The sequence below is a fragment of the uncultured Paraglaciecola sp. genome (genome assembly GCF_937123705.1).
In the GTDB taxonomy this organism is placed as follows: domain Bacteria; phylum Pseudomonadota; class Gammaproteobacteria; order Enterobacterales; family Alteromonadaceae; genus Paraglaciecola.
In genome coordinates, this window is sequence record NZ_CAKZKO010000137.1 from 32,680 (window position 1) to 59,460 (window position 26,781).

The window sequence follows — 26,781 nt, forward strand, 5'->3', positions numbered from 1 at the left end:
TTGATTTATAATGAAAATGTTTAGTTGGCATGAACCCTGTTATGGGCTGCTCGGTAATCACATTCTACCCGATTGGTTCTTAGGGAACAAAGCATGGAAAGTGCATGTGGTGAAGGTTGTTAGTACGCAGGTAGTTTTGATTTAGATGCAATGGCATTTGCAACTAAAAGTACTAGTATCCTTGATACGAATTTACCTTTGTTTCACTGTTGGCATGGAAGCCTATATAAAATGTTTCGTCTGCAGTTGAACTAGCGCTCCCATAATTAGTGATGGATGAATAAACGTCATCTTGGTTGTTGTTAAATTGAAGACATAATTTAAATAGGAGTTGCTATGCAACTTGGCTCGCTACGGCAGTTAACCTTAGTTAGTTTTGTCGTGGTTCTTGTGCCTTTGACGTTGCTGGTAGGCTACAGTCAAATTAGGTTAAGTGATATTGCCCAAATCGCTACAAGCGAGGCTGAATATTCAGTTAATACGGTCAGACGCGTAAGTAAAATGGAAGGACTGTCGGTCGATATTGAGCGATTAATACGGCAGTACCATATTGTAAAGAAAGATGCGTTAAAACCCTTGATTAGCCAATCTACCCAACGTTTTATTGAGTACCAACAACGAGTTTGTAAAACCCTTATCGAGCAGCGAAACTGTAGCAGTCTAGAAGAGCGTATTGATTGGATTGCACATTATTCAGGTACTGATGACCCATTGCTATTGGATGCTCAGTTAGCTGAATTTAAACAAAACCTATATGACTTAGCTGCGCAAGTCGACAGTGGGCTCGATAGTAGGATCCAAGACCAACAAATTTATGTGAGTACAGTACAGCAAACACAGTTTTGGTTAACAGCTTGCCTTTTAGGGGCTTCCTTTTTATTAATTGTGTTGGGTTCAAAAGCAATATTAAGACCTGTCTCCAGACTTGAACGCATCATTGTAGCGATATCCAGGCAAGAAGAAACCATACCCGCCATAGCCACTTCAGGTCCAAAAGAGCTTATTGTGTTAGAACAAAAGTTGCATAGGTTAGGGGCGCGCTTAATACAACTGGAGAACTTACGTCACGCCTTGTTACGTCATGCGTCTCATGAATTAAAAACCCCTTTAGCAAGTATTAAAGAAGGTTGCTCGCTATTGACAGAAAAAGTGGTGGGTCCATTGAATGAGGATCAAGAAGAAGTATTGTCTTTACTCAATATTAGTACCGACAGGTTGAATTTATTAATTATGCAATTGCTTGACTATAATTTGTTGTTGCAACAAGCAAAACCAGTGTTTTCAATGATAAATGCTGAAAGTTTCTTCGAAGAATTTTTAACTGAAAATAGTTTGGCAATTGGGCAACATGATAACACTGTTGATATGCAAATTGATTTGCCCAGAGTGTTTGCAGATCGCAAATTGTTTAGGCGGATCTTAGATAATTTGATATCCAATGCCATAGCCCATGGCAGTAGGGGTAAGGCTATTAGTATTAAACTTTATGAGCAAGATAACATGCAAGTTTTAGATTTTGCCAATTTTGGCCAAAATATTGCTGAGGAGCAACGCGCCACACTATTTCAACCTTTTAGTCGAGGTGATGGAGTACGAAACGACCGCGTCACCGGCTCGGGACTTGGATTATCTATAGTCGCAGATTGTGCCAGAATAATGTTTGGTAGCGTCGAAATGGTTGATGTGGATTATGCCGATGTCTGCATAAGGGTATTGATCCCGACAAAAGAAGCGAATATATGAAATCGAAGTTATTAGTTGTCACCAGTTCTTTAATTCTGTTTTGCAGCTGTGAAATGATGCAGTCCATGCCTCCACCAAAGGTATCTGATGTGGAGGTCAAACACATTCAACCCGTTTGTGTTTGGAAAAACTCATCACAACAGGATGCATGCGAAATGGAGTATTGGTTAAGGTTTTGGTATGAAATTGAAGATTTGAGCTGGCCTGAACGTAAGCAAAAGATAGCAGCACTATCAGAGCAAGATGCCGACATTTTAAAAAAAGTACTTCTGAGTCAAGGAAAAAGTACGCCTTACCAAGATCGCTTACGAGCGCAACGCTGGCTAGAGTCAATTTTACCTAAGTTAAGTCAACATATGCGCCGGTTTATCTTAGTAGCACTTTATCAACCTAGTCAGGATCTGTTAGAAATGGAATCAGCCTTGGTGACTTTGAGTAATATTAATACCCATCAATCGGCCAATATAAAAGAACAAAAAATGCTATTAAAGAAACAACAGAGTCAAATTGATCAGTTGCTTAATATTGAAGCTTTTATCATGAAAAGTAATAAAAAGGATAAAGAATGAGTCAGTCGAATATAACAGATCCCTATGTATTGTTGATCGATGATGACGAAAGCCTATTGCGATTATTGGCGATTAGGTTAAAGGGTGAAGGGTACAATGTGCAATGTGCTGGTGGCGGTAAAGAAGCACTGAGATTAATCAATGGTCAAAATTTTGATGTGGTGTTAAGTGACTTGCGTATGCCTGGATTAGACGGGCTTAGTTTGTTCGATGAGATAATGGGACTGGGTAAAGATGTACCAGTTATTTTAATGACCGCCCATGGCACCATTCAAGACGCGGTAGAAGCCACTCAAAGAGGGGTGTTTGGGTTTCTAACTAAACCTATAGATCACGATGAATTACGTAGTTTACTGGCGAGCGCTGTGAGTCAAAGTAAAGGCGTACGCACCGGTCAATGGTGTGAGAAAATTATCACCCGCTCGATGCAAATGGAACAACTTCTCGATCAATCCTATCGGGTTGCTAAACGTGATGTAAGTGTATTAATCAGTGGCGCAAGTGGCACCGGAAAAGAGCTTTTGGCCAGCGCCATTCATCAAGCCAGCAAAAGGGCAGAGAAAGCGTTTGTTGCGATTAATTGTGGCGCATTACCTGAAAACTTACTTGAATCTGAACTCTTTGGTCATGCAAAAGGGTCATTTACAGGGGCGGTTAATGAACATAAAGGTCTATTTCGAGAGGCGGATGGTGGTACCTTATTTTTAGATGAAATTGGTGATATGCCAGTTTCACTGCAAGTTAAATTACTTAGAGCACTGCAAGAACAAGTCATTCGCCCAGTCGGTAGCAGCAAACAAATTCCAATTGATGTACGGGTGATCTCGGCAACCCACAAGAATCTCAGTAAAGAAATGGAACAGGGTAATTTTAGGGAAGATCTCTACTATCGTCTTAATGTCGTCAATATCACATTGCCCACTTTACGAGAACGCTCTGAAGATATTCCTTTGCTCGCAAGGCACTTACTCAAAAGTAGCGCCCAGCGACATCAAGTAAAAGTGAATCGTTTCTCTGATGATGCTATGCAACTGCTTACCACCTGTTTGTGGCCAGGAAACGTTAGACAGCTTGTTAATGTGGTAGAGCAATGCGTGGCGCTAACTCAAACACCTGTCATTGGTTCACATTTAGTGGAGCAAGCCTTATTTGCATCAGAACAAAATTGGCCTACCTTGACTGAGGCAAGAGATGCATTTGAACAAAAGTACTTATTGAAGCTACTTAAAATGACTGACGGCAATGTCACTAGAGCGGCAGAACTTGCTGGAAGAAATCGTACTGATATGCACAAATTGATGAAAAAACATAACTTGCAATCGGTCGACTTTAAGCGTGGCTAATGAGCCAGTTCAACACTCAGTTTGCGACAAATACAAGCTTTAGGTATAAATCACTGTTAATTGTGTTTAAGTTCCTTACAATATCGCGAATTTTTTGAATGATGAAGCTAAACTGATGCGATTTGCCCTCGGTATTGAATATGATGGTGCTGCATACCATGGCTGGCAACGCCAGCAAACTGTGGTAAGTGTTCAGCAGCGCGTTGAAGAGGCGTTAACGGCTGTTGCCAATGAGCCTATTAAGGTTATATGTGCTGGACGTACCGACGCTGGCGTACACGCCACCTGCCAAGTGGTGCACTTTGATACACAAAGCCAAAGGCATAGCAGTGCGTGGACCTTAGGCATTAATCGTTTTCTACCAGACGCTATAGCCATTAAATGGGTAAAAGCCCTAGATGACGAATTCCACGCGCGATTTTCAGCTACTGCTCGCCGTTATCGTTATGTCATCTACAATCACCGCTTACGCAATAGTATTTTGGCCAAAGGAGTGACTCATGTTCATCATGAGCTAGATCATGAACTGATGCATCAGGCTGCTCAACATTTAATAGGACGTCATGATTTTAGTGCCTTTAGAGCGGTAAATTGTCAGGCAAATACGCCCATACGTGAGATGAGTAATATTAGTGTGCAGAGATTTGGTGACTTTATTGTGATTGATGTGCAAGCCAACGCATTTTTACATCATATGGTACGTAACATTACAGGCTCACTATTAGTTATTGGTAACAAAGAGCAACCGGTAACTTGGATGAAAACCTTGCTACAAGGCAAAGATCGTACTAAAGCTGCTGCCACCGCTAAACCACATGGTTTATACTTAGTGCATGTTACTTACCCAGATGAATTTGGTTTACCCGAGACCCCGTTAGGTCCATTATTTTTACCAGACTAGGGTACTTTTCGAAGATAATTTTAGTCGTGAAAACGGTTAACCTATACTTCTAAGACCAGTTTTATTTTCGTGATGTGGGCTTGATGTGATTTAATAGCGCTTCTTTGGGCCAGCAGGGCTAAAACGGATATAAAATAAACCGTTAAATATTGTCAATTTGTAGTTCTAAGCAGATTGTAAAACAGGATTTGATATGAGTTGGATAGAAAAAATATTACCACGCACTAAGTCATCGACTAAAAGTAACGTGCCAGAAGGTATTTGGACTAAATGCGGGGAATGTGCGGCCGTATTGTATAAATCCGAATTAGAAAAGCAGTTAGGTGTGTGCCCTAAATGCCAGCATCATATGCGTATTACTGCCAGAGCTCGGGTAAATAGCTTTTTGGATCAAGGTGATAGAGTAGAATTAGGTGCTGACTTAGAGCCACAAGATCTGCTCAAATTTAAAGATTCCAAAAAATACAAAGATAGACTGAGCAGCGCCCAAAAAGCCACTAATGAAAAAGACGCTTTAGTTGTGATGCAAGGTAAATTAAACGGAATGCCTGTTGCAGTAGCGGCGTTTGAGTTTGCCTTTATGGGCGGCTCTATGGCTTCGGTAGTTGGGGCTCGATTTGTAAAAGCGGTGGAAGCCTGCTTAGAGCACAATATGCCTTTGGTTTGTTTCTCAACCAGTGGCGGCGCTCGCATGCAAGAAGCGCTTTTGTCGTTAATGCAGATGGCAAAAACCAGTGCCGCTCTTGCTAAAATGAGTGAAAAAGGTTTGCCATATATTTCAGTACTCACTGACCCTACTATGGGCGGTGTTTCTGCCAGTTTAGCTATGCTTGGCGATGTGAATATTGCCGAGCCAAAAGCCTTGATAGGTTTTGCAGGCCCACGAGTGATTGAACAAACTGTGCGAGAAACCTTACCTCAAGGGTTTCAGCGTAGTGAATTTTTATTAGAAAAAGGGGCTATCGATTTAATCGTAGATCGCCGTGAAATGCGTGACAAATTATTTAGTTTGTTATCAAAACTTCATCATCAACATCATTAATTAATGACACCTATCCAGACTCCCCAAACCTCTAAAAAGGAGGTTTGGTCTCTTAATCAGTGGTTAACTTACCTTGAACAAGTTCATCCTAATGATATCGAACTAGGCTTAGATCGCGTCGCACTCGTTTATAAAAAGTTAGGGCTTGATCTTAGCCAGCGCACTATTGTGACCGTTGCCGGTACTAATGGAAAGGGCACCACTTGCGCCCTAATCGAACAAGCCCTCTTGATGGCTAACTGTTCAGTAGCAGTATTTAGCTCACCGCACTTGTTAGACTACCGCGAACGGGTCAGAGTGTCGGGGGCAATGTTATCTGAAAACGCCCATTGTCAGGCATTTTTGAAGATTGAGCAGGCACGTGGTGATATTGCGTTAACTTATTTTGAGTTTGGTACTTTAGCGGCATTACAGTTGATGGCTGAGTCTAATGTGCAGTACTTGTTATTGGAAGTAGGCTTAGGCGGCCGTTTAGATGCAGTGAATATAGTCGATCCAACAATTGCAGTCATAACAGGTATTGACTTAGATCATCAGGATTGGCTTGGCGCAACCAAAGAGCAAATTGCCATCGAAAAGGCTGGAATTTTCAGGGCTAATATTCCTGCCATTATCGGCGATCCTCAACCACCGGTTACATTGGTGAGCGCTGCCTTTGAAAATCGGGTTAACTCATTTTGGCAAGGCCAAGATTTTCAGTATAAAGTGGATCACAAAGGCTTCCATTGGCAGGGTCGCAATAGCCGTTATGATAATTTACCCAATCCGCAAATTCCCGTGCAAAATGCGTCAACGGCATTGCAAGTAATAGAAATCTTAGGGCTACAATTAGATAGCAGCCAAATGATGCAGACTTTTAAACGTACCAGTTTGCCAGGAAGGCGACAGGTGGTACAGAGTAAACCCACTGTCATCTTAGACGTAGCGCATAATCCCCAAGCAACAAATTTGTTGGCTATTGATATTAAAAATAAACAACCCCAAAAGGTCATTGCCGTTGTCGCTATGCTGGCAGATAAGGATATTGAAGCAACACTGGCGCCAATGTTGCCAATTGTATCCAATTGGTATTGTGCGAGTTTAGATGTTCCAAGGGGAGCACCGGCAAGTACATTAGTTAGCGCTGTATTAAGCAATGAACAAAAAGTGTTAGACTACCACTCAGTAGAAGCCGCTTATATAAGCGCTTTAGAAAGTGCCGAAGAAGATGATGTGCTGGTTGTTTTTGGCTCTTTTTTTACAGTGGCAAAGATATTAGAAATGAGGTCCTTAACCTCTAAGATAAAGGTGTAGCAGAGTGTCATCCGCATTACAAAACCGTTTGGTCGGAACCGCAATAGTTGTTGCCATAGTTGTGATCTTTTTGCCCGACTTATTAGATGGAAAACAAGAGTCTAAGGGTCATTTATTTGTAGACTTACCACAAAAGCCGCCCATGAAAACGGTTAAACCGCCCACCGATTTTGATATTGATAAAGTTAAAAATGCGGCAACCCGACAAGTCGAAGTTGTTTCTGAAACGGCATTAGATGACCAACTAACCGAAAATGTAATGCCTAAAACAACATCAGAAAGTCGCACCGAAGATGTACAAGTACCCGATATAAAACTTGAAAGTCTAGAGGCCTTAACGACAGAGCAACCAGAAACTGGTGATGCTAAGGCTAGCAGTCTAGAACAACAAACGGTTGTAAAACAGGATGTTGATAAGTTACTGGCCAGTGCTGGTTGGGTTGTACAACTAGGTAGTTTTCGTCATCAAAAGAACGTACAAGAACTATTAGGTCGCTTGGATAAAGCAGGGTACCGAGCATTTAGCCGGCCTGTTAAAACAAATTCAGGAACCTTGACTAAGGTCTTTGTTGGACCTGATTTGCAAAAAAGCAATTTAGAAAATGCCCTGTCTCATTTAAAGGAATTAACTAAGTTGCAGGGTAAGGTGACGCCTTTTACTGTGCAATAATATTTTGTATGGGAGTAGGGCTGGTTGATCTTTGCTGTCTAAATCTCACGCAGATAGCTGCAAAATTTTTCATTCAACAGCAACCGCGCTCAATATAAATCTTCGAAATTATCAGGATTTTCATCCGGCGTTTTGGTAGAATGCGCGCGAATTTAATTCTGTAGCATTAAAAAGGCTAGGTCATCCAAGTGTCACGCCATTTAAACAGTAATATCAAATCTTATGAATTGGATTGATTTCGCCATACTAGGCGTAATTTTGATTTCCGCCATCATCAGTATTATTAGAGGCTTTGTAAAAGAAGCGATATCTTTGGCAATTTGGTTTAGTGCGTTTTTTATTGCCAGTCAGTTTTATGCCGATCTAGCTACTTATCTTACCAAACTCGATGATTTAATGATCCGCAATGGTGTAGCAATAGCCATATTATTCACCTCCACTTTAATATTGGGTGGTTTAGTTAATTATCTCATTTCTCAGTTAGTGCATTTTACTGGACTAACCGGCACAGATCGTATGTTAGGTCTTGTGTTTGGCGTGTTACGAGGCATTTTGTTTGTTAGCGCAGTGTTATTTTTCTTAGACACTTTTACCCCCATGGCGACATCAGCAGGGTGGGGGGCCTCATTACTTATTCCAGAGTTTAGTTTAATCATTGAGTGGTTTTTTGAATATTTACACAACAACTCAAGTTTTATAAAGCCCGTCTAAAAAGGTAAATAGCATGTGTGGTATTGTCGGAATAGTAGGTAAGAGCCCAGTCAATCAAGCGTTGTATGATGCCTTAACGGTTCTCCAGCATAGAGGTCAAGATGCGGCAGGTATTGTGACTGTTGATGATGGTGTATTTCATCTTAGAAAAGATAACGGCTTAGTCAGAGATGTGTTTCATACACGCCATATGAAAAGACTAACAGGGCAATTTGGGATTGGCCATGTTCGCTACCCAACTGCAGGTAGTTCGAGTTCGGCAGAGGCGCAGCCTTTTTATGTTAATTCCCCTTTTGGCATTGCCTTTGCTCACAATGGTAATTTAACCAATGCCCATGAGTTGCGAGATGAAGTCTCTAAAATAGCCAGAAGACATATCAATACTACGTCAGATTCAGAGCTGTTGTTGAACATCATCGCCCATGAATTACAAAGTTGCGATGGGCTAGATTTGAGTCCAGAAGCGGTATTTAAAGCTGTTTCAAAAGTCCATACAAAAATCCGCGGGGCCTATGCAGTGGTTGCCGCTATTATTGGCAATGGAATGTTAGCCTTTAGAGATCCTTTTGGTATTAGGCCGCTGGCGCTAGGGAAGCGTAAAACCGAATTTGGTGATGAATATATGGTGGCTTCCGAAAGTGTCGCACTCGACGCCGTTGGTTTTACATTTATTCGTGATGTTGCACCGGGCGAAGCCATTTATGTTACCGAAGCGGGTGAGTTACATACTCAGCAATGTTACTCGCAACCTGTTAACGCCCCCTGTATTTTTGAGTTTGTATACTTTGCCCGTCCAGACTCCTTTATTGATGGTATTTCTGTGTACGCGTCTAGGGTGAATATGGGGCGTAAGCTAGGGCAAAAAATTGCGAGAGAATGGGCTGATTTAGATATTGATGTGGTTATTCCTATACCCGAGACCTCAACAGATGTGGCATTGCAAATATCAATAGAGTTGGATAGGCCTTATCGTCAGGGATTTGTTAAAAATCGTTATATTGGTCGTACGTTTATTATGCCTGGACAAACCATGCGTCGTAAGTCGGTACGCCGTAAATTGAATGCCATCCCTTCTGAATTTAAAGATAAGAATGTGCTATTGGTTGATGATTCTATTGTTCGTGGTACTACCTCAGAGCAAATTATCGAGATGGCTCGAGAGTCGGGTGCTAAAAAAGTGTATTTTGCCTCGGCGGCTCCAGAAATTCGATTTCCAAACGTATATGGCATTGATATGCCTTCAGCTAATGAGTTGATTGCTTATGGTCGAGAGATTGAACAAGTATGTGAGCTGATCCGCGCCGATGGTTTGATTTTCCAAGATCTACAGGATTTAGTTGGAGCAGTACGCGAACTAAACCCTAATATAAAATCCTTCGAAACCTCTGTGTTTGACGGAAACTATATTACCAATGATATAGATAACGATTACTTACAGCGTATAGATAATATGCGTAATGAAGGCTCGAAAAACGAAGGGGTACAGGCTGAGTTGAGTAACTTAGAAATGCACAATATGAGCCAAGAATAAGCCCATATTAAAAAGGCCAGGTTTAAACAAAACCTGGCCTTAAAATTTACCATTGAGTCATTCTATCCAGTGTATACTGGGCCCAATCCCATGCTCCATAAGATCACAGAAGCTGCCATTAATATTGCAAGCAACACTAGCCCACAAGTAACGACCGAGCTAGCGTAAATAAAGCCTTTACCCTCGGGAATATGCATCAAAATAGGCGTGCCTGCATAGAGTAAATAAATGGAATAGGTTAACCCCACTAAGCCAATAACCATCACAAACCATAAAACAGGGTAAAATGCGGCGAGCCCCACCATAAATAATGGTGTGGCAGTGTACGCAGCGAGTTCTAAAGATTGTGTGTAGGTAGGCGTTGCATCGAAGGCCTTGGCCAGTTCATGAATAAGTACCGCCAATGCCATAACACCTAGCATCAATCCAAAATACATGCCAATACTCATCATAAAGGCACTATCAGCGGTCAACTTAATAATGTCGCCAGCACCTATACTCCAACCAAGATGTGCAGCAGAATAATAACTCATCAAAACCGGAATTAACGAAATGATAGCTATATGGCTTAAGCTGTACACATAGCTTTCATGGCGTTCGTCTATTGAGTGCCATTCATCTTTGGGATGGGCATACAAGCCCCATAGGTGGTTTAATATCATACAGCTGACCCTTTTATTGTTAAAAACTACCGAGTTTGTTAATTAAAAACAAACAAGTTGTTAACAAATATTGTCTGCGAGTAGACATCTATCGTCAACCTTTTTATCTTAATCTACATAGGCTTATTGATCTTTATCAAAAGGGGCCCTTGTTTTATCTATAGCGTTGAAAAACAGAGGGCGTATTAGTAGAAATAATCAAATGTATTATCAGAAATCACAATACTCTTGCTTATTTTTGTTAGTAAGGTTTATATACCACAGCATTTATGAGGGTTTCTTCTCTGGTTGTTGGATCTTCGACTTTTCCTGTGAGTGTTTCCCATAAGCCTAAGTCTTCGCGAGACCACCATAAAAACGGTCGAGAAACTTGCTTTTCATTAAAAGTAAAACCTGTTTCTTCTATCAGCTGCAAATACTCCATATCGGTTTTCTGCACATGCATAGGATGCCGAAATAGAGTTTTAATGACCAGCGAATGGATATAACGACGACATGATTCTGCAAATAGTAAGCAGCCGCCTGGTTTAAGCACGCGAAAAATTTCTTGGATGGCAGACTCTTGATCAACAATGTGATGAAAAGTCTGGTGACAAAACACCATATCAAGGGAATTGTCAGGCAAATCAATTTCAGCTGCATTATTGATTAAAAATTCAATCTTAGCCTGACATTTTTTGGCATTTGATGCGGCCTTTACTACAACATCAGGATCCACATCTAAGCTAACAATGTGGTGGGGTGAAAAACGTTGGTCTAGCTCTATTAAAGAATGGCCAAAGCCACTGCCAATATCCAAAATGTTAGTAAACTGACTAGGCTTATCTTCTGGAATGAGACTTTGTAAATCGTCTAGAGCTCTTTTTAATACATGAACTAACCAAGTATCAGTATTTAAAAACCAATCACCAAATTTACTTTCCCTGACCCAAGCTTTCTTTATATTTGTTTTTGTCAAAATGATCCCCTCGCACCCTATTCTTAAAATTGCCAATCGCGACTTTAAACATGGGGTAAATTGTATTTGAATTGAAGTCTGAGTAGCAAATTATTTGTTACCTAAATGATTGTTAGGTGAACTACACTTAGGACTAACAATTATTTTTTAAAGGGATTTAAAAATGCTGAATACAGCGTTAAAGGCTTGGGTCAATTCTGGCGTCCCTCCACATCCTTCTGGCAATATTAATCCTATACGTTTGACCAACATCATCGCTATATTAGTTATTTTTGTGGCACTTCTTAAGTTTCCCGTCATTGTATATTTTTGGGGGAGCACCAGTTGGTTTCAATTTAATCTTGTACTATGTATCACAGTGTTGCTCACCTTAGTGCCCGTTTTAAATAGAATTAAGGCACATAACCTAGCCAAAGTACTGCTTATTTTGACTTATGTGTTTAATGTTTTTGTGTCTTGTTTGGTGTGGAAAATTAATCTCAATATTCAGTACTTTTTTCTGATTGCGGTTTTTATGTGCCCTTTTTTATTTTATCAGGCGCAACACAAAGTGATGAAGCTAACGGTGTACGGTTTTGTAACTTTGTTTATAGGGTTTGAGCTATGGTTTTATGTTTCAATGTCGCCAGTATTTATGTCACTACATCAACAAATATTCAGGTTGTCTTGTGCTTTTGTATTCGCTATTTCTTGCATACTCTGTAGTTTCCACCTTTGGAATAATGTTAATCGAAGTTGGCAAAGACTTTCAAAAGAGAAGAAACTTTCCGAGAAGCTATTACTCAATATCCTTCCTAGCAGTATTGCCCAAAGGTTAAAAGCATCACCAAAGTTAATCGCTGACTATTTTGCACAAGCCAGCATATTGTTTGCAGATATCCAAAATTTCACTCCACTTTGTAAGAGTTTATCACCGCAACAACTGGTGAATTTCCTAAATGAAGTGTTCTGTGCATTTGATATCATCGTACAGAGCAATGGCTTAGAAAAAATTAAAACCAGTGGAGATGGGTACATGGTGGCTGGAGGTGTGCCCTCTGTTAGTTCATCCCATTCAGTGCAATGCTGCCAATGTGCTTTAGATATGCAACAAGCGTTTAAATCTGTGTGTAATAAGCACAACTTACAAACTGGGTTGCGAATTGGGATCGCTAGCGGAGAGGTGATAGCTGGTATCATTGGGAAAAGTAAGTTCAGTTACGATCTTTGGGGTGAAGCGGTAAACTTAGCGTCTCGAATGGAAAGTCACGGATTACCCCACAAAATTCAGGTGAGCGCCTCTGTATACAAAAACGCAAGAAGCCGCTTTTATTTTGATAAACGAGCGCCCATTAAGGCTAAAGGTCTTGGGTTGATAAATACCTATTGGTTAAACAGCAGAAAAGATAACTTGGAAACACATGTACTCACTAAACAATTTTGATATAGACATTTTTCTTAATCAATACTGGCAAAAAAAGCCTTTAGTAATAAAACAAGGCTTCGATAATTTTGTCGACCCTTTAGATGAACACGAACTCGCCGGTTTAAGTCAGGAGCCATCCATAGATTCAAGAATCATCAGTCAGTCAAATTCGAACTGGCAAGTAAGTCACGGGCCTTTTGAGGATATTAATGCTCACTGCAAAGGCGCTTGGAGCTTGTTAGTTCAAGCCGTTGATCATGTTATTCCTGAAGCCGATGGTTTAATGCGTGCCTTCGATTTTATTCCCCACTGGCGTATGGATGACTTAATGGTGAGTTTTTCTAACAAAGATGCTGGTGTGGGGCCTCATCTGGATCAATACGATGTTTTTATCATTCAAGGCAAAGGTTCAAGGCGCTGGCAAGTTGGGTTACCCGGAGAATTCGAGAGCATTCATCCCCATAAAGACTTGTCTCAGATAGTTAACTTTGAACCTGTAATCGACCAGGTACTTTTACCAGGGGACATCATTTACATTCCTGCTCATCACCCTCATAACGGCGTGGCGTTACAAGAGTGTTTGAATTACTCTGTAGGTTTTCGGGCGCCGTCATCTCAAGAGATGCTGTCGTCCTTTGCTGATTTCGCCCTCGACAATAACCTATTTAATCAGCGTTATACAGACCAGAACATAGCGACTCGGGAATTTAGTGGTGAAATCAAACAACAAGAAACTGCACGGTTTAAGCAAATGTTAGCTCGAGTACTAGAGTCCGAGGCGTTTTCAGATTGGACTGCACAGTTTTTAAGTCAAAACGGCCCTAAGCAAGACATTGATGAGCAATATGAGAACCGTTTTGATGAGAAAGAAATTAAACAAAGGCTCGAGACTGGTGTGCCATTTGTTAGATGCCCAGGGATTAAGCCTACCTTTTTGGAGCACTCATCTATAAATTCACATGAGTTTGTGTTTTATATTCAAGGTGAAAAATTTTCAGTACCACTGTCACTCAAAAATCTGCTGTTAGATTTTTTAAATAGCCCTGTTTTTTACTTTAAAAATAGGAGCTTAGATAAAAGTAGTGTGTTTTTTATACGCTTTGTGGCTACAATGGTTAATACAGGGTATTGGTACCCTGATGACTAGGAGTAACCAAAATGGCGTTTTTTGCAAGAAACGTCGATTGGGGAAACGAACAACACAAGCTTAGAAAGATTAGAGAAAAAGTATTTGTATGCCAATGGCGTATTCCTCCGGAGTACGAGTTTGATCACCAAGATAGTATTGCGTTTCATGTGCTAGTGGTGAACGAACACAATCAAGACGTTGCGACTGGCCGTATTACTCCCGAAGGAGAGATAGGTCGTATAGCGGTTGAGCCTGAGTTTAGAGGCCCAGAAGTGTATCAAGCGCTCTTTAATGCATTGCTTAATATTGCTAGGCAGCATGGTTTACAAGATGTCTTAGTGCAATGTGAGTTGGAAGGTGTTAATTATTATCAACAACATGGATTTCGCCCAGTCGGCACAGTATTTATGGATGCAGGAGTAGCGAGACAAACTATGAAATGTAACCTTAGTGACTTTACTCTCGAAAGAGTTGAACTCACCCATTAGGGCCAAAATTAAGTAATAACGTTTGCTTAATTTTCGCCCTAGCGTCTTTTGATTTTTCACTTACTATCGAATGCTCTATTTACAAATTCATCGCCAAAATTTGTAATGGATGTTTAGGTTTAAATTTTTCAAATCTTGCTACCTGACTACGACAAGAGTATCCCGTTGCCACTATTTGCTCTGGTTGATATTGGCTAACGGCTGGTTGCCAACTTAGTTGGTAAATACCTGTTGATTCTTCAAGATGACTCGCTTCGTGACCAAAGGTACCTGCCATGCCACAGCAACCAACCGACACAGCCGACAAATTTAGCCCAACATTTTGAAATATCTGTTGCCATTGCTGTTCACTGGCTGGTAGGGCGGTTTTTTCGCTGCAATGAGCAAACAAGGCGTAGTTTTGAGATTGCAACTTGTGCACTTTTGGCAGCTCACGTTGTAACAGCCATTCATGTACTAGTTGTACGTTAAATTCACCACGAGATTCGCCTAATACCTTGGCATACTCATCTCGATAGCAGAGCACCATAGAAGGGTCGACCCCTATCAAAGGTAAATCCAATTCATTGAGTTGATTTAAAAAGTCAGCTGCGTTTTTCGCCGTTTTGGCAAATTCCTTTAGAAAGCCTTTTACATGTTGGGGTTTACCATTTGGCATAAAGGGTAAAACAATAGGATCAAAGCCAAGTTTAGCCACTAAGGTAACCAAAGACGCCACCACAGTGGCATCATAAAAGCTGGTAAAAGGGTCTTGAACAATACACACTTTTTTCGCCCTTTGTTCTGCACTTAACAGCTGCAAAGCCGTTAAATCAAAGTGCGTGGCTGGTTGTCCTTTCAGACTTTGGTTAAGGGTAGGCTGTGACAAAATAGGGGTATCAACATAGCCAAGGGTTTTACGAATAGTGCTATTGATCCAGCCTTGCCCTAAGAAAAAATTAATCAACCCCGGCACTTTGGCCATTAAAGGGGCCATTCTCTCAATATTACCGACCAAGTGATCTTTAGCGGGGCGCATATAGCGCTGATAGTAGATACTTAAAAAACGCGATCTAAATCCGGGAACATCAACACTGACTGGGCATTGAGTCGAACAGGCTTTACAGGCTAAACAGCCATCCATTACGTCCAACACTTGGTGAGAAAAGTCAGAGTCTATACGTTTGTCGGTGCTATTTCTAAAGCGTTCAAACCAACTGGGTGGATCTTCATTGTGTTCAAGCTCATTCACATTGATATTTTGCTGTGACAATAACCGCAGCCATTCTCGAACCATAGTGGCGCGACCTTTAGGACTATGCCGTCTATCTGCTGTGACTTTAAAAGAAGGGCACATAGGTGAGCTAGTATCATAATTAAAGCACAAGCCATTGCCATTACAGCTCATGGCTGGCTCGAAAGAGGTTCTCACATCTATGGGAATTTGCCTGTCAAATTCGCCGCGCTTTTGACCTGATACTTTGACTAAAGAATCGCTTGAGTCTAATGGTGTACAAATTTTTCCCGGGTTCATCTTATTATGGGGATCGAATACAGCTTTTATTTTTCTAAGCTCGGTAAAGAGTTCTTCACCAAAAAATTGCGGCCCATATTCACTGCGGTATCCTTTGCCATGCTCGCCCCACATTAAGCCGCCGTATTTCGCTACTAGCGCCACTACTTGCTCAGATATTTGTGGCACCATAGCTTGCTGTTGTGGATCGCACATATCCAATGCTGGACGTACATGCAAAACCCCCGCATCCACATGGCCAAACATGCCGTACTGCAAATTTAATCCATCCAGCAATGCTCGAAATTCCATAATAAAATCGGCTAAGTTTTCTGGTGGTACTGCGGTGTCTTCCACAAAGGCTATAGGTTTTTTATCGCCTTTGGTTTTGCCCAATAATCCCACGGACTTTTTACGCATGGCATAAATTTTTTGAATTTCGGTCTTGTCATAGGTCACTTGATAACCAATCACCCCAAGGTTTTCGGCGGTATCTAAGTTAGCACTTAAAGCGGCAATTTTTTGCTCGATATCGGCTTGATCGTTGCTGTTGTATTCCACCATATTAAGGCCAAGCACATCTTTGCCTTGCACTTCAGTGATCAGGTCGGCAACTGAATGCCAGATAATATCCTGTTTGGCGAGATTCAAAACGTTGCTGTCAACTGTTTCTACCGAAGTGGCATTTGCCGCCACCATACTAGGGGCGTGCCTTAGAGCCGATTCAAAGGAGTCGTATTTTACATTGACTAAGGCTTTGAATGTGGCAATAGGAGTAATGTTTATCTTTGCATCGGCCACAAACACCAATGAGCCTTCTGAGCCTGTGATCACTCGGCTAATATCTAATGTGGATAAATCTGCATTTAGGGTGTTTTCTAAGTCGTAGCCGGTTAAAAAACGATTTAAGCGAGGAAACTTGTCTAAAATTTGTTGGCGTTTGTTAACACAAGTATCGAGTAATTGTTGAGTGATTTTTGCTAATGGTGTTGCTGTCTGACTCAGCGAAGTGGCTTCTTCCATGGTCATGGGCGCCGTTTCTAGAATACTGCCGTCTGCGAGCACCGAAGTAAGAGCTAAAATATGATCGCTGGTTTTGCCGTAAACTAAAGATCCTTGCCCTGAGGCATCGGTGCTTATCATACCGCCAATCGTGGCCCTGTTACTGGTGGATAAGTCAGGTGCAAAAAAGAACCCCAAGGGTTTTAACACATCGTTTAATTGGTCTTTAATTACACCTGCCTGTACTCGCGCCCAGTTTTGTTCGGTGTTCACCTCTAATACCTGATTCATATACCGAGACACATCCACAATTATGCCACTTGTTAGTGACTGGCCATTGGTACCAGTGCCGCCGCCTCTTGCTGAAAAGGTAACCTCTTGATAAGTACTAGCGGTTTTACCAATGAGGGATAAATCTTCAATACTTCTTGGAAAAACGACCGCTTGCGGAAGTTGTTGGTAAATTGAATTGTCGGTCGAAACGGCTAAACGACTGGCATAACCAAATTCAATGTCACCTGAAAAAGAAGACTGTGCCAATGCACCTAAATATTCTTGATAATGGCAGGCAATGGTCGCTTGAGGATCTAACGCTGGTAGCATAGGAGTATTTCAAAGCTTAGTATAATGAACAGAATGCAATTATACCCAGAATGCCAAGCACTGCTCTAGACTTGTTGGATATTAAATAGTTTGTAACAACTGAAATTTTTATCTTAACTGTGAAAATGTATACTTAATGGCATAAAAGTGTCCTTAGATGGATTAACGTTTTGTAATTGAGGTAATCATGAAGAAAAAATTTCGGATCGCATTAGGTAGTCTATTCGCTTTATTTGGAGTGGTGTTTTTTATTTTACCCGGTTCAATGTTTGTACTTTTGGCGGGTTTGATAATGCTTAGCTATGATTTGCCAAAAGCCAGAGAGTGGCTACGAATTTGCCAAAACGCCATGTCACATTCGGCACGTAAATTAGATAAGGCCCTACTCGATAGAAAACTACGAAGTTAATCTTTAGCAGATATTAAAAAAGCCGCTTGGGTGTGCACCAAAGCGGCTTTTTAGATCAAGTTAACGGTTATTTGCCGCTATTTTCGCCTAAGTATAACCAAGTTTCGACTACTGTATCTGGGTTCAGTGACACGCTGTCAATCCCTTGCTCGACTAACCACTGGGCTAAATCTTCATGGTCAGAGGGGCCTTGGCCACAAATACCCACATATTTACCGCGCTTTTTCGCAGCTTGGATCGCCATAGACAATAAAGCTTTAACCGCAGGGTTTCGTTCATCAAATAAGTGAGCGATTAATCCTGAATCACGATCTAAGCCTAAAGTTAACTGCGTCAGATCGTTTGAACCAATAGAGAAACCATCAAACATGTCTAGAAATTGGTCTGCTAGCAGTGCGTTGGAAGGCAGTTCACACATCATAATGACCCGTAGACCATTTTCACCTTGAACTAAACCTTCTTCTGCAAGTAGTTCTAGAACTTTTTTGCCTTCCTCTAATGTACGGATAAAGGGGATCATGATCTCAACATTGGTTAAGCCCATTTTATTACGAACCCGCTTTATCGCCTCGCATTCCAAGGCAAAACACTCACGAAAGTCTTCTGATATATAACGACTGGCACCACGAAAGCCCAGCATAGGGTTTTCTTCATCTGGCTCGTACTGATATCCACCCACTAAGTTAAAGTACTCATTGGACTTAAAGTCAGACATACGTACTATGACTTTTTCAGGAGAAAACGCCGAGGCTATAGTTGCAATGCCTTCCACTAATTTTTCGATGTAGAACTCAACAGGCGAGGCGTACCCAGCCATCATATCGCTGATTTCTTCTTTTAATTCTTGTGGTTGATTATCAAAATCCAGTAGGGCTTTAGGATGTACGCCTATCATGCGGTTAATAATAAACTCAAGCCTGGCTAAACCTACCCCTGCATGGGGTAAACGGGCAAAATCAAAGGCTCGGTCTGGGTTACCCACATTCATCATCACTTTAAGGGGAATGTCTGGCATGGCGTCTACGCGAGAGGTCACAACATCAAAATCAAGCTCGCCGGTGTAGATATACCCAGTATCGCCCTCTGCACAAGATACTGTGACCTTGTCGCCATTTTCAACCGAGTCTGTAGCATTACCACAGCCTACAACCGCAGGGATCCCTAACTCACGAGCAATAATGGCTGCATGACAGGTTCGACCGCCGCGATTAGTGACAATGGCCGAGGCTTTTTTCATGATCGGCTCCCAATCTGGGTCGGTCATATCGGTAACCAATACATCGCCTTGTTGGATCTTATCCATTTCTTCTACGCCGCTAAGAACCTTGGCGACACCCGCCCCAATTTTATGGCCAATGGCGCGCCCTTCACATACGATTTTGGCTTTACCTTTTAGCATAAAACGTTCAATCACTTGTGAGTCTTCACGGCTGCGTACTGTTTCTGGACGAGCTTGTACTATATAAAGTTTGCCATCTAAGCCATCTTTGGCCCATTCAATATCCATAGGACGCTGATAGTGTTTTTCGATGATGACCGCCTGTTTAGCCAGCTCCATGACTTCATCATCACTCAGAGAATACTGACGACTATCAGCAGCATCGATATCCACAATTTCAACCTGTTTGCCATGCTCTAGATCGTCTGAATAAATCATTTTTGTGAGTTTACTACCCAGATTTCGACGGACGACCGCAGGAAAGCCTTTTGTCAACGTTGGCTTGTGTACATAAAATTCGTCAGGGTTGACGGCGCCTTGTACTACCATTTCACCTAAACCATAAGATGAGGTGATAAAAACCACATCTTCAAAACCTGACTCAGTATCGATGGAAAACATCACGCCTGAGGCAGAGCAATCACTGCGCACCATGCGCTGAATACCTGCCGATAATGCCACGCCTTTGTGGTCGTAACCTTGGTGTACACGATAAGAAATAGCCCGGTCGTTAAAAAGTGAAGCGAATACGTGTTTAATTGCCACCATCACCGCATCATAACCTTTAACGTTTAGAAAGGTTTCTTGTTGTCCAGCAAAAGACGCATCTGGCATGTCTTCTGCTGTGGCAGAAGAGCGAACCGCAAACGAGGCCTCATCACCGGCTTCGCCTTGTAATGTGGTAAATGCAGTACGAATGGCGCTTTCAAGTTCGGGTAAAAATGGCGTCTCGATAATCCAGTTGCGAATAGTCTCACCGGCTACGCCTAAAGCGGCAATATCTTCCACATCGAGATCATCTAACAAAGTATGAATGCGGGCTTCTAAGCCACTTTGTTCTAAAAATAAGTTAAATGCATGAGCCGTTGTGGCAAATCCCCCTGGCACTTGCACCCCAGCATTGGCCAAATTTGAAATCATCTCACCCAACGACGCGTTTTTACCGCCAACTACACCCACATCTCCCATTCCTAGTTGTTGGTACCACAAAACGTGTTCTTGCATGCTCACTTTCTCCAAATGATTATATGGTTATTTTAATATCGTGTTAGTTTAGGCAAATCATCTTAGTTCAAACTGATAAAAACAGTATAAAAACCCACATCCTTATAACGCCTTTACATTTGTAATGGTGATTTTAGAATGTTGTTATCCTGAAAGTAAAATTTAATTATTTTTCGTAATTAAATTACAACAATGTTAAGGAATTGTTTTGAGATCTGCCTACTATATTTCCGATGGAACAGCCATTACTGCAGAGGTGTTTGGCAACGCATTGCTCTCCCTGTTTACGATTGAGTTTAAACACATCACTGTGCCCTTCGTAGAGACCGCCGAACAGGCCGAAGACGTGGTGAAAAAAATATCTGAAAGTTTTCAAGATGACGGACAAAGGCCTTTAGTGTTTTACACTATTGTAAATACCGAAGTGCGCAAGATAGTGTCTAAGTCGGTGGGGATTAATTACAATTTTCTTGACCAATTTGTGGCACCACTTGAAAAAGTATTAGGGGTGCCTTCAAAGCCTGAAAAGCACCGTACCCATAGTATTCACGAAAAAACCTACGATATTCGTATAGAAGCGGTGAACTATGCACTGGCCAATGACGATGGTTCTAATCTCAAAGATTATCACGAAGCTGATATTATTTTGGTTGGGGTGTCGCGCTCGGGAAAAACGCCAACTAGCCTATATTTGGCATTGCAGTACGGCATTAAGGCGGCGAATTACCCTTTTACCGAAGATGACATGGGTGACATTTTACGTTTACCCCCATCCTTAAGGCGTTTTAAAGACAAGTTATTTGGGTTAACCATTCAAGCCGATAGGTTGCATCAAATTCGTTCAGAGCGCCGAGCAAATAGTCGCTATGCCTCGTTGCAACAGTGTCGTATGGAATTGCGAGAAGTTGAGAACTTGTACCGAAAAGAGAAAATTTCATTTCTAAATAGTACAAAATTTTCAATAGAAGAAATTTCAGCCAAAATTTTAGCGCAAACTGGCTTACAACGTAAAAAGTATTAAAACCGCAGGTGGAAGAATCAGGCTCTGCCACCGGTTTTTTTATTGGCGCGACCTTCCTCTTTGGCTTTTTCGGCGCGGCGTCTTCTGGCTTCTTTAGGATCGGCAATCAGAGGGCGGTACACTTCAATGCGGTCGCCTTTTTTAGGTAAATCACTTAATTTGCAGGTGCGATTCCAAATACCCACTTTTAACACTTCAAGATTGATCTCAGGGAAGTGTTTAACTATGCCCGAGGCCAAAATCGCTTGTTCAACTGTGGTACCTTGTTCCACTACTACTTCTAGTAATGCTTGCTGTTGGGGGGTGCCATACACCACTTCCAGAGATATTTGTTGATCAGTCATGTACTGCCATTCCTCTAACCATAAATCTGTTTTGCTCTTTGGGTGAATGCTATCACCATATTGGCGGCAATCGCGTTAAATACCTGGCCAAAGGCCATTTCTACTAGCTTACTGGAAAAAGCAAAGTCTAGGTTTAACTCTATCTTACAAGCGGTGTCATCAAGGGAAGTAATGGTCCAGCCACCGGTTAACCGAGAAAAAGGCCCCTCAACTAAATCCATTTGGATAGCCTCGCCACGCTTTAAGGTATTCTGGGTGGTAAACCATTGTTTTACGCCAGCCTTTGAAATAAGCACCGAAGCTCGCATACTGCTGTTATCTTGATGCAAAATCTTAGTGTCGGCACAGCCCGGGATAAATTCTGGGTAGCGCTGCACGTCATTGATCAAATCAAACATAGACTCAGCACTATACGCAATCAAAGCGCTGCGAGAAATATTGGCCATTCACACTCCCAAGTTGGTCAAGCCGTTTAAAGCGCAGTAGATTAACATAATACTATTCTAAGTAAGTAATTTAGGCTGTGTTGATCCAATAGTTTTTCAATACAATAGATTTTTAGTTGTACCACCTCCTACAATCTCTATAATACCGGCCATGAATAAAAAGAAGTCAAAATCCACCGATAACACCATAGCGCTCAATAAAAAAGCTCGCCATCAGTACAACCTTGAAGACAAATTCGAATGCGGTATGTCATTGCAAGGCTGGGAAGTGAAAAGCATTCGCTCTGGTAAAGTTAATATCTCAGAAAGCTACGTCACTATAGAGAAAGGCGAGGCTTACCTAATTGGTTCAACCATTCAACCCCTTAACCAAGCATCTAGCCATGTTGTATGCGATCCAACCCGCAAACGTAAGTTATTACTAAAGCAGCGAGAGCTCGACAAACTCATTGGCTCGGTAGAGCGTCAAGGTTATTCGATTATTGCCACCGCCATGTATTGGAAGAAAAACTGGGTAAAAATCGAAGTGTTCCTAGGGAAAGGTAAACACGAACATGACAAACGAGACGCCGTCAAAGATCGTGACTGGGCTCGCGACAAAGAACGCATGATGAAACATAGCGTTTAAGAGAAACAATAATAGTTATAGATGAGTTGTTGATAAGGCGCTCTAGTCGCCTTCTCCATCAAACATTAAAGTTTCGGTTTTATTTACATTACGAATGACGATGCGGTCAACTAAGACCTGTTGGATTACTGCCCGAGTTCCATCAATTTTGTCGTTTACGCCATAAGTTTTTTGTTGACCTTTATTTTCAATAATTGCCGCCCCGTTATTATTTTCACTACTGGCCACTACACCCGTTAAGGTGAGGTTGAGAGCTGTCTCAGGTGCGATTTTGAATTGATAATTTGCTTGGTGAGTGTCTATTTCAGGCAGTCCAAATAAATGTAACTGCTGAATAGTAATAATGTTAGTCCGTTCTCGTATTTGGGAAGGTTTAGCAATTGGCATTGTAGATTGTGTCATCCCTTCTTGTAGACTGGTAGGCGTGATAGGTCTAATACATTGCAGGATGATGTTGAGCAAATAGAATGCAAGTAGCAGGGTAATAATATTGTGTAGATGCCTTTTCATTTGTTGCAGTGGGTATATAAGGGATCTAAATGGTGTATTAGTGTCAATGGTCACGGCTTGTATCTCCGACAAAAGCTGATAAACCTCAGTATTACTATTTCGGTTATCCCGAAATTAATGGGGGACTTGGGCTCTCTTAGTCGTTAGCTAAGTTAGAATTTTTTCAAATGCTCTGCCACTTTCATTTTTAACTTTTGATGCCATAAACTGGGCGTTTGTTGAGCGATATTGTCGACCCATAACGGGATTGACTGCGGCGCCACTCTAGCTTGCCACGCCTGTGACCAAATATAGGCTTTGGCTAAAAAAGCCTCGGCCTTATCTTGGTTTTTATCCATCGACAATAAATAAGCCTCTGCGACAAGTTGATAAGCCGGTAAATGCCCTAAGCTGGCACTGGTTTCATACCAATATAATGCCACCTCATGTTGGCTTGAATAATTTTCGATTAGCTGAGCCAGCAAATAGGCCGATTCTGCATGATAAGGCGCGGCTTGCTCTAACCAATGTTGGGCCTGTTGAATATCTTTGATTTCCTCGTCTTGGTTATACCATTTGCCCAGTGCCACTTTGGCATAAACAGCTCCCACTTCCGCCGCTAAGGTACATAGCCTGATCCCTTTGGCTTTATCTTGCTCGACAACCTTACCCATAAAAAACAGCGCGCCAATGTCACACTGCGCACCCGCCAACCCGGCCGCCATCGCCCGTTGATACCAATCAATTGCGTTGTCAATGGGTTGTAAGTGGCCATCTCGGTAACAATGACCTGTTTGTTGCATGGCCGCAGGTATGCCTAACTTGGCCGCTTGTAAAAACAATTCGCATGCTTTAGCGTTATCTTGTTCAGCGCTATCAGTATAGAGATAATTTCTTGCCTGAATAAACTCCTGCAAACCTGGTACCTGCTGTGCATTATCTAGTGTATTTTTATCACTATGCTGCTGCGCCATAATAGGCAGTGTAAAAAGGCTAATAAATAAAAAAAGCGCCAACAGTCTTGGCGCTTGAATAAACTTATCAATCATTAAGTAATGCCCCTGTAACTTAACTTCTCGAAGGAAAAATCCCCTGCAAGGCAATAACATGGTAGATCCCTAAAAAGGGTTGGCGGTTTTCAAAAGAATTACCTAAACCATTGCTCTGAACTGTGGTCGTGGCAGTAGAATTAGCGCCAATATTCAAAGTTAACAAGGCTGCATCGGCGTGCATATCCACATCAGGTGCGCCATTTTGATACATCTTATTGCGTCTACCATCCGCTAATGCCATGGCAGCAGGATCGGTGCTATTAGCATTACTACTCGATGCGCGCAATGTCACCATGCTACCCGTTGAATCGATAGAGGTATCCACAGTTGTCGTGGCACCATGACTATGACTCGGCATATTACTTATAGTCAAAGTGACACTTTGAATTCCACCTTTTTGGCCCCAAGATACCGCTGAAAGGCCTGGGCCTTGTCCAGGATGGATGGCCACACGGCCACGTAAGTCTGGTAAAGCAAAAGTAGTTTCACCATCGCCACCAAAGGTGGTACCTAATAATGAGAACAATGCTGAATATTGACTTATTTGTAATAGTTGGCCATTTGTCTGTGCACTGCCTCGTGGTGCAAAATTAAACCCCACTTGACATATTTGTCCAAGCATCGGCTCGGCACCACAGGCCAGTACTTTTTGTGGTAACAAGGTCGCACCCAGTAACATGCCCCCACATAACAGTAATTTTTTTGTACGATTAATATCCATCATTTTGTACCTTTTGTTAGTTGTGCAAAACGGAACCGTACTGCTATTCCCAGCCCCAATAAAAATAAACCAAAGCCTGGCTCTGGTACTTCATTAGGCGTGCCTGGCTCTACGTGAACATCGACTACAGACAAAAACACATCCAACTCGGCTGCAAAACTACCTTGATCAAAGTCGCCACCACGAAGATCCCACAACCCAGTGAGGCTTTCACTCATGCCTGCTGCAAGGTTAATACTAAACATTACGCTATTATCGATGATCATCGTACCACCATCATTTCCGGTGGGATCGCCATCAATTTCATTACCGAAGACCGTATCAACCAGCAATGTGGTGCCGAATATTTCGTCTAACATATCTTCAATATTCAACTCGATTTCGGCAAAGGCATCAGCCCCAGTCCCTGATAAAATAGCGCTATAATCCAATTGAAAATCAACGATATAGTCATCTATTGAGTTATTCATAAGGTCAACAAAAATATCAAAGTAAAAGTCAGTCTCGGCATCCGCGCCCGCTACCGATGCATCAAGCCCAATGCCATCGTCGAGATTTAGTAACGAGCCTTGCAACGGATTGCTACCCGTAACAGCTAAGCCAGTGATATCAGACGTTGTCTGTATATTGCTCGACATCAACTCCATACTGGCATTTTGAGTGGCCCCATCGAGATCCCCAGCCTCAGAGATCATCTCAATACCGGCCTCAATATCAAGCCCCGGTGCCACACTTGAAATAACTAACCCAGCCTGAGCCCAACTGCTAAAAAGTAATATTAGGGGGCTTAAACATTTAACGCTGTTCTTTATTCTATTCATCTTTATATCCTTGATTTTTAGCAAACTATGGTTGTAAAAAAACAGATAAAACAAATAGATGCATATTTTGAGCCGTATATTTATTGTACAATTTAATCAATGTCTTATAGGAAATGATAAGAAGTGAAAATTCAGTTTTGTAAAAACAACTGACACTAATTGACAGAGAGTTTGTTTCCACCAGCGGCACTTCTGGAGAGGTTAGAGGGCTTAGAAAGTTTAAAAACTGATTTGATAACAACGGCTACAGTGTTACTTAAAGAGTTATCTAAATAAAAAGATTGCTTACTATCCTGAGTCTTGACTAAACGGCAATTCTCATAAATCAGTCGAATCACTATTGTTTTACCCAAAGCAGGTGCGAATCGTTCAATTGTTGATGGTTTTGGTATAGAACTAATACAGTAGACGCGGGTTTGAGTCCCGCCAGAGCAGCAGATACAAAAAAGGCTTATCTTTCGATAAGCCTTTTTTGGGTGGTTGGTGGAGCTGGCGTCATTCGATTTTGTTGTTTAAGCTTTTGTTTTATATAGGTATATTGTTATTGTTTTATTGGTGAGCCCCCCCAATAGACCCCCTAAATGTTTCCGTCACTTAATTTTACTGATGCTGGTATGGGGCTTTAGTTAACGTTACTGATTATAGGCGTTTAATACCCACATAATTTTCTAATTTTAAGATCTGATAAATAGTTATACTCATTTTCTAGGCTTGAAAGTTTAGCCCTTACCTTGGCAAACCTAGAACCATGAAGCCCTTTTGGTTTAGGCCACCATATTGAACCTTCCATCAAGTTATATCTATCAGGCCAATCATAGCCCCATGTTTGCGCTCTGATTTTTCTTATCCGTCTTGCCAGCCTGTC

25 protein-coding genes and 1 pseudogene are annotated in these 26,781 nt (G+C 41.6%); 15 read left to right on the forward strand and 11 right to left on the reverse strand.

Translation table 11 applies throughout. The annotated features are described in order from the left end of the window. Window positions 1-336: 336 nt before the first annotated feature. The 9 genes from Q0688_RS17010 to purF all read left to right on the forward strand — a co-directional run bounded on the left by Q0688_RS17010 (window position 337) and on the right by purF (window position 9,803). Window positions 337-1,743: a HAMP domain-containing sensor histidine kinase gene (locus Q0688_RS17010; RefSeq protein WP_299079611.1), complete on the forward strand. Its 1,407-nt coding sequence runs from the start codon at window positions 337-339 to the stop codon at window positions 1,741-1,743. Continuing rightward, a complete protein-coding gene (locus Q0688_RS17015) occupies window positions 1,740-2,312 on the forward strand; it encodes a hypothetical protein (RefSeq protein WP_299079613.1) in 573 nt (190 codons plus the stop codon). Before Q0688_RS17010 ends, Q0688_RS17015 begins: the two co-directional genes overlap by 4 nt. After that, window positions 2,309-3,655: a sigma 54-interacting transcriptional regulator gene (locus Q0688_RS17020; RefSeq protein WP_299079618.1), complete on the forward strand. Its 1,347-nt coding sequence runs from the start codon at window positions 2,309-2,311 to the stop codon at window positions 3,653-3,655. Before Q0688_RS17015 ends, Q0688_RS17020 begins: the two co-directional genes overlap by 4 nt. 115 nt (window positions 3,656-3,770) lie before the next feature. Beyond that, window positions 3,771-4,556 carry a tRNA pseudouridine(38-40) synthase TruA gene (gene truA / locus Q0688_RS17025; RefSeq protein ID WP_299079621.1) on the forward strand — a complete coding sequence of 262 codons (786 nt, stop codon included), beginning with the start codon at window positions 3,771-3,773 and terminating at the stop codon, window positions 4,554-4,556. A 193-nt stretch (window positions 4,557-4,749) separates the two neighbouring features. Continuing rightward, a complete protein-coding gene (accD, locus tag Q0688_RS17030) occupies window positions 4,750-5,598 on the forward strand; it encodes an acetyl-CoA carboxylase, carboxyltransferase subunit beta (RefSeq protein ID WP_299079624.1) in 849 nt (282 codons plus the stop codon). Window positions 5,599-5,601: 3 nt separating this feature from the next. Then, window positions 5,602-6,891, forward strand: coding sequence for a bifunctional tetrahydrofolate synthase/dihydrofolate synthase (gene folC / locus Q0688_RS17035; RefSeq protein ID WP_299079627.1), 1,290 nt, complete (start codon window positions 5,602-5,604; stop codon window positions 6,889-6,891). A 4-nt stretch (window positions 6,892-6,895) separates the two neighbouring features. Next, complete coding sequence (locus tag Q0688_RS17040) at window positions 6,896-7,561, forward strand: SPOR domain-containing protein (RefSeq protein WP_299079630.1); 666 nt, start codon at window positions 6,896-6,898, stop codon at window positions 7,559-7,561. Between the two features lie 222 nt (window positions 7,562-7,783). Continuing rightward, a complete protein-coding gene (locus Q0688_RS17045; RefSeq protein WP_299079633.1) occupies window positions 7,784-8,272 on the forward strand; it encodes a CvpA family protein in 489 nt (162 codons plus the stop codon). A 13-nt stretch (window positions 8,273-8,285) separates the two neighbouring features. Further along, window positions 8,286-9,803, forward strand: a complete 1,518-nt coding sequence (purF, locus tag Q0688_RS17050; protein ID WP_299079636.1) for an amidophosphoribosyltransferase — start codon at window positions 8,286-8,288, stop codon at window positions 9,801-9,803. 62 nt (window positions 9,804-9,865) lie between these two features. Here purF and Q0688_RS17055 read toward each other — a convergent pair whose 3' ends face one another. Then, window positions 9,866-10,465, reverse strand: a complete 600-nt coding sequence (locus tag Q0688_RS17055) for a Yip1 family protein (protein WP_299079639.1) — start codon at window positions 10,463-10,465, stop codon at window positions 9,866-9,868. 241 nt (window positions 10,466-10,706) lie between these two features. Then, on the reverse strand, window positions 10,707-11,423 hold the full coding sequence (locus tag Q0688_RS17060; RefSeq protein ID WP_299079642.1) for a class I SAM-dependent methyltransferase: 717 nt from the start codon (window positions 11,421-11,423) through the stop codon (window positions 10,707-10,709). Between the two features lie 163 nt (window positions 11,424-11,586). Here Q0688_RS17060 and Q0688_RS17065 point away from each other — a divergent pair, with 163 nt between their 5' ends. The 3 genes from Q0688_RS17065 to Q0688_RS17075 are packed head-to-tail and all read left to right on the forward strand — an operon-like array spanning window position 11,587 to window position 14,445. Beyond that, window positions 11,587-12,846, forward strand: a complete 1,260-nt coding sequence (locus Q0688_RS17065) for an adenylate/guanylate cyclase domain-containing protein (RefSeq protein ID WP_299079646.1) — start codon at window positions 11,587-11,589, stop codon at window positions 12,844-12,846. Further along, on the forward strand, window positions 12,824-13,975 hold the full coding sequence (locus Q0688_RS17070; RefSeq protein WP_299079649.1) for a cupin domain-containing protein: 1,152 nt from the start codon (window positions 12,824-12,826) through the stop codon (window positions 13,973-13,975). Before Q0688_RS17065 ends, Q0688_RS17070 begins: the two co-directional genes overlap by 23 nt. 11 nt (window positions 13,976-13,986) lie before the next feature. Next, window positions 13,987-14,445 carry a GNAT family N-acetyltransferase gene (locus Q0688_RS17075; RefSeq protein WP_299079652.1) on the forward strand — a complete coding sequence of 153 codons (459 nt, stop codon included), beginning with the start codon at window positions 13,987-13,989 and terminating at the stop codon, window positions 14,443-14,445. A 79-nt stretch (window positions 14,446-14,524) separates the two neighbouring features. On the opposite strand, the gene Q0688_RS17080 is transcribed toward Q0688_RS17075, so the two are convergent. Next, window positions 14,525-17,542, reverse strand: coding sequence for an FAD-binding and (Fe-S)-binding domain-containing protein (locus Q0688_RS17080; protein WP_299079655.1), 3,018 nt, complete (start codon window positions 17,540-17,542; stop codon window positions 14,525-14,527). A 187-nt stretch (window positions 17,543-17,729) separates the two neighbouring features. Here Q0688_RS17080 and Q0688_RS17085 point away from each other — a divergent pair, with 187 nt between their 5' ends. Continuing rightward, window positions 17,730-17,951 carry a tellurium resistance protein TerC gene (locus Q0688_RS17085; RefSeq protein ID WP_299079658.1) on the forward strand — a complete coding sequence of 74 codons (222 nt, stop codon included), beginning with the start codon at window positions 17,730-17,732 and terminating at the stop codon, window positions 17,949-17,951. Between the two features lie 67 nt (window positions 17,952-18,018). Here Q0688_RS17085 and ppsA read toward each other — a convergent pair whose 3' ends face one another. Next, window positions 18,019-20,394, reverse strand: coding sequence for a phosphoenolpyruvate synthase (ppsA, locus tag Q0688_RS17090; protein ID WP_299079661.1), 2,376 nt, complete (start codon window positions 20,392-20,394; stop codon window positions 18,019-18,021). A 208-nt stretch (window positions 20,395-20,602) separates the two neighbouring features. Between ppsA and Q0688_RS17095 the strand changes: the two genes are divergently transcribed. Next, window positions 20,603-21,415: a pyruvate, water dikinase regulatory protein gene (locus Q0688_RS17095; protein ID WP_299079664.1), complete on the forward strand. Its 813-nt coding sequence runs from the start codon at window positions 20,603-20,605 to the stop codon at window positions 21,413-21,415. A gap of 17 nt (window positions 21,416-21,432) precedes the next feature. Here the strand turns inward: Q0688_RS17095 and Q0688_RS17100 are convergent, their stop codons facing one another. Together Q0688_RS17100 and Q0688_RS17105 are read right to left on the reverse strand one after the other, a co-directional pair. Beyond that, the gene (locus Q0688_RS17100; RefSeq protein WP_299079669.1) at window positions 21,433-21,759 is read right to left on the reverse strand and encodes an RnfH family protein; all 327 of its coding nucleotides are present in this window, start codon (window positions 21,757-21,759) and stop codon (window positions 21,433-21,435) included. Between the two features lie 14 nt (window positions 21,760-21,773). Beyond that, on the reverse strand, window positions 21,774-22,205 hold the full coding sequence (locus Q0688_RS17105) for a type II toxin-antitoxin system RatA family toxin (RefSeq protein ID WP_299079672.1): 432 nt from the start codon (window positions 22,203-22,205) through the stop codon (window positions 21,774-21,776). Window positions 22,206-22,356: 151 nt separating this feature from the next. Here Q0688_RS17105 and smpB point away from each other — a divergent pair, with 151 nt between their 5' ends. Beyond that, window positions 22,357-22,833: an SsrA-binding protein SmpB gene (gene smpB, locus Q0688_RS17110; protein WP_299079677.1), complete on the forward strand. Its 477-nt coding sequence runs from the start codon at window positions 22,357-22,359 to the stop codon at window positions 22,831-22,833. A gap of 42 nt (window positions 22,834-22,875) precedes the next feature. Here the strand turns inward: smpB and Q0688_RS17115 are convergent, their stop codons facing one another. The 5 genes and pseudogenes from Q0688_RS17115 to Q0688_RS17135 form a co-directional block, all read right to left on the reverse strand. Continuing rightward, window positions 22,876-23,397 carry a type II secretion system protein N gene (locus Q0688_RS17115; protein ID WP_299079680.1) on the reverse strand — a complete coding sequence of 174 codons (522 nt, stop codon included), beginning with the start codon at window positions 23,395-23,397 and terminating at the stop codon, window positions 22,876-22,878. Between the two features lie 98 nt (window positions 23,398-23,495). Next, window positions 23,496-24,371: a tetratricopeptide repeat protein gene (locus Q0688_RS17120; protein WP_299079683.1), complete on the reverse strand. Its 876-nt coding sequence runs from the start codon at window positions 24,369-24,371 to the stop codon at window positions 23,496-23,498. Between the two features lie 19 nt (window positions 24,372-24,390). Beyond that, window positions 24,391-25,095 carry a phage tail protein gene (locus Q0688_RS17125; protein WP_299079686.1) on the reverse strand — a complete coding sequence of 235 codons (705 nt, stop codon included), beginning with the start codon at window positions 25,093-25,095 and terminating at the stop codon, window positions 24,391-24,393. Further along, the gene (locus Q0688_RS17130) at window positions 25,095-25,916 is read right to left on the reverse strand and encodes a hypothetical protein (protein ID WP_299079690.1); all 822 of its coding nucleotides are present in this window, start codon (window positions 25,914-25,916) and stop codon (window positions 25,095-25,097) included. Before Q0688_RS17130 ends, Q0688_RS17125 begins: the two co-directional genes overlap by 1 nt. Window positions 25,917-26,565: 649 nt before the next feature. Then, a pseudogene (locus tag Q0688_RS17135) lies at window positions 26,566-26,781 on the reverse strand (hypothetical protein); the annotation flags it as partial.

What these genes read in the sequence shown, in the direction of transcription:
- smpB (WP_299079677.1), top strand. Translation starts at nt 22,357, where the DNA reads ATGAATAAAAAGAAGTCAAAATCCACCGATAACACCATAGCGCTCAAT.
- Q0688_RS17105 (WP_299079672.1), bottom strand. Translation starts at nt 22,205, where the DNA reads ATGGCCAATATTTCTCGCAGCGCTTTGATTGCGTATAGTGCTGAGTCT.
- Q0688_RS17085 (WP_299079658.1), top strand. Translation starts at nt 17,730, where the DNA reads ATGAAGAAAAAATTTCGGATCGCATTAGGTAGTCTATTCGCTTTATTT.
- Q0688_RS17015 (WP_299079613.1), top strand. Translation starts at nt 1,740, where the DNA reads ATGAAATCGAAGTTATTAGTTGTCACCAGTTCTTTAATTCTGTTTTGC.
- Q0688_RS17125 (WP_299079686.1), bottom strand. Translation starts at nt 25,095, where the DNA reads ATGGATATTAATCGTACAAAAAAATTACTGTTATGTGGGGGCATGTTA.
- Q0688_RS17045 (WP_299079633.1), top strand. Translation starts at nt 7,784, where the DNA reads ATGAATTGGATTGATTTCGCCATACTAGGCGTAATTTTGATTTCCGCC.
- accD (WP_299079624.1), top strand. Translation starts at nt 4,750, where the DNA reads ATGAGTTGGATAGAAAAAATATTACCACGCACTAAGTCATCGACTAAA.
- Q0688_RS17020 (WP_299079618.1), top strand. Translation starts at nt 2,309, where the DNA reads ATGAGTCAGTCGAATATAACAGATCCCTATGTATTGTTGATCGATGAT.
- Q0688_RS17130 (WP_299079690.1), bottom strand. Translation starts at nt 25,916, where the DNA reads ATGAATAGAATAAAGAACAGCGTTAAATGTTTAAGCCCCCTAATATTA.
- Q0688_RS17055 (WP_299079639.1), bottom strand. Translation starts at nt 10,465, where the DNA reads ATGATATTAAACCACCTATGGGGCTTGTATGCCCATCCCAAAGATGAA.
- Q0688_RS17120 (WP_299079683.1), bottom strand. Translation starts at nt 24,371, where the DNA reads ATGATTGATAAGTTTATTCAAGCGCCAAGACTGTTGGCGCTTTTTTTA.
- Q0688_RS17070 (WP_299079649.1), top strand. Translation starts at nt 12,824, where the DNA reads ATGTACTCACTAAACAATTTTGATATAGACATTTTTCTTAATCAATAC.
- truA (WP_299079621.1), top strand. Translation starts at nt 3,771, where the DNA reads ATGCGATTTGCCCTCGGTATTGAATATGATGGTGCTGCATACCATGGC.
- Q0688_RS17100 (WP_299079669.1), bottom strand. Translation starts at nt 21,759, where the DNA reads ATGACTGATCAACAAATATCTCTGGAAGTGGTGTATGGCACCCCCCAA.
- folC (WP_299079627.1), top strand. Translation starts at nt 5,602, where the DNA reads ATGACACCTATCCAGACTCCCCAAACCTCTAAAAAGGAGGTTTGGTCT.
- ppsA (WP_299079661.1), bottom strand. Translation starts at nt 20,394, where the DNA reads ATGCAAGAACACGTTTTGTGGTACCAACAACTAGGAATGGGAGATGTG.
- Q0688_RS17065 (WP_299079646.1), top strand. Translation starts at nt 11,587, where the DNA reads ATGCTGAATACAGCGTTAAAGGCTTGGGTCAATTCTGGCGTCCCTCCA.
- purF (WP_299079636.1), top strand. Translation starts at nt 8,286, where the DNA reads ATGTGTGGTATTGTCGGAATAGTAGGTAAGAGCCCAGTCAATCAAGCG.
- Q0688_RS17010 (WP_299079611.1), top strand. Translation starts at nt 337, where the DNA reads ATGCAACTTGGCTCGCTACGGCAGTTAACCTTAGTTAGTTTTGTCGTG.
- Q0688_RS17080 (WP_299079655.1), bottom strand. Translation starts at nt 17,542, where the DNA reads ATGCTACCAGCGTTAGATCCTCAAGCGACCATTGCCTGCCATTATCAA.
- Q0688_RS17075 (WP_299079652.1), top strand. Translation starts at nt 13,987, where the DNA reads ATGGCGTTTTTTGCAAGAAACGTCGATTGGGGAAACGAACAACACAAG.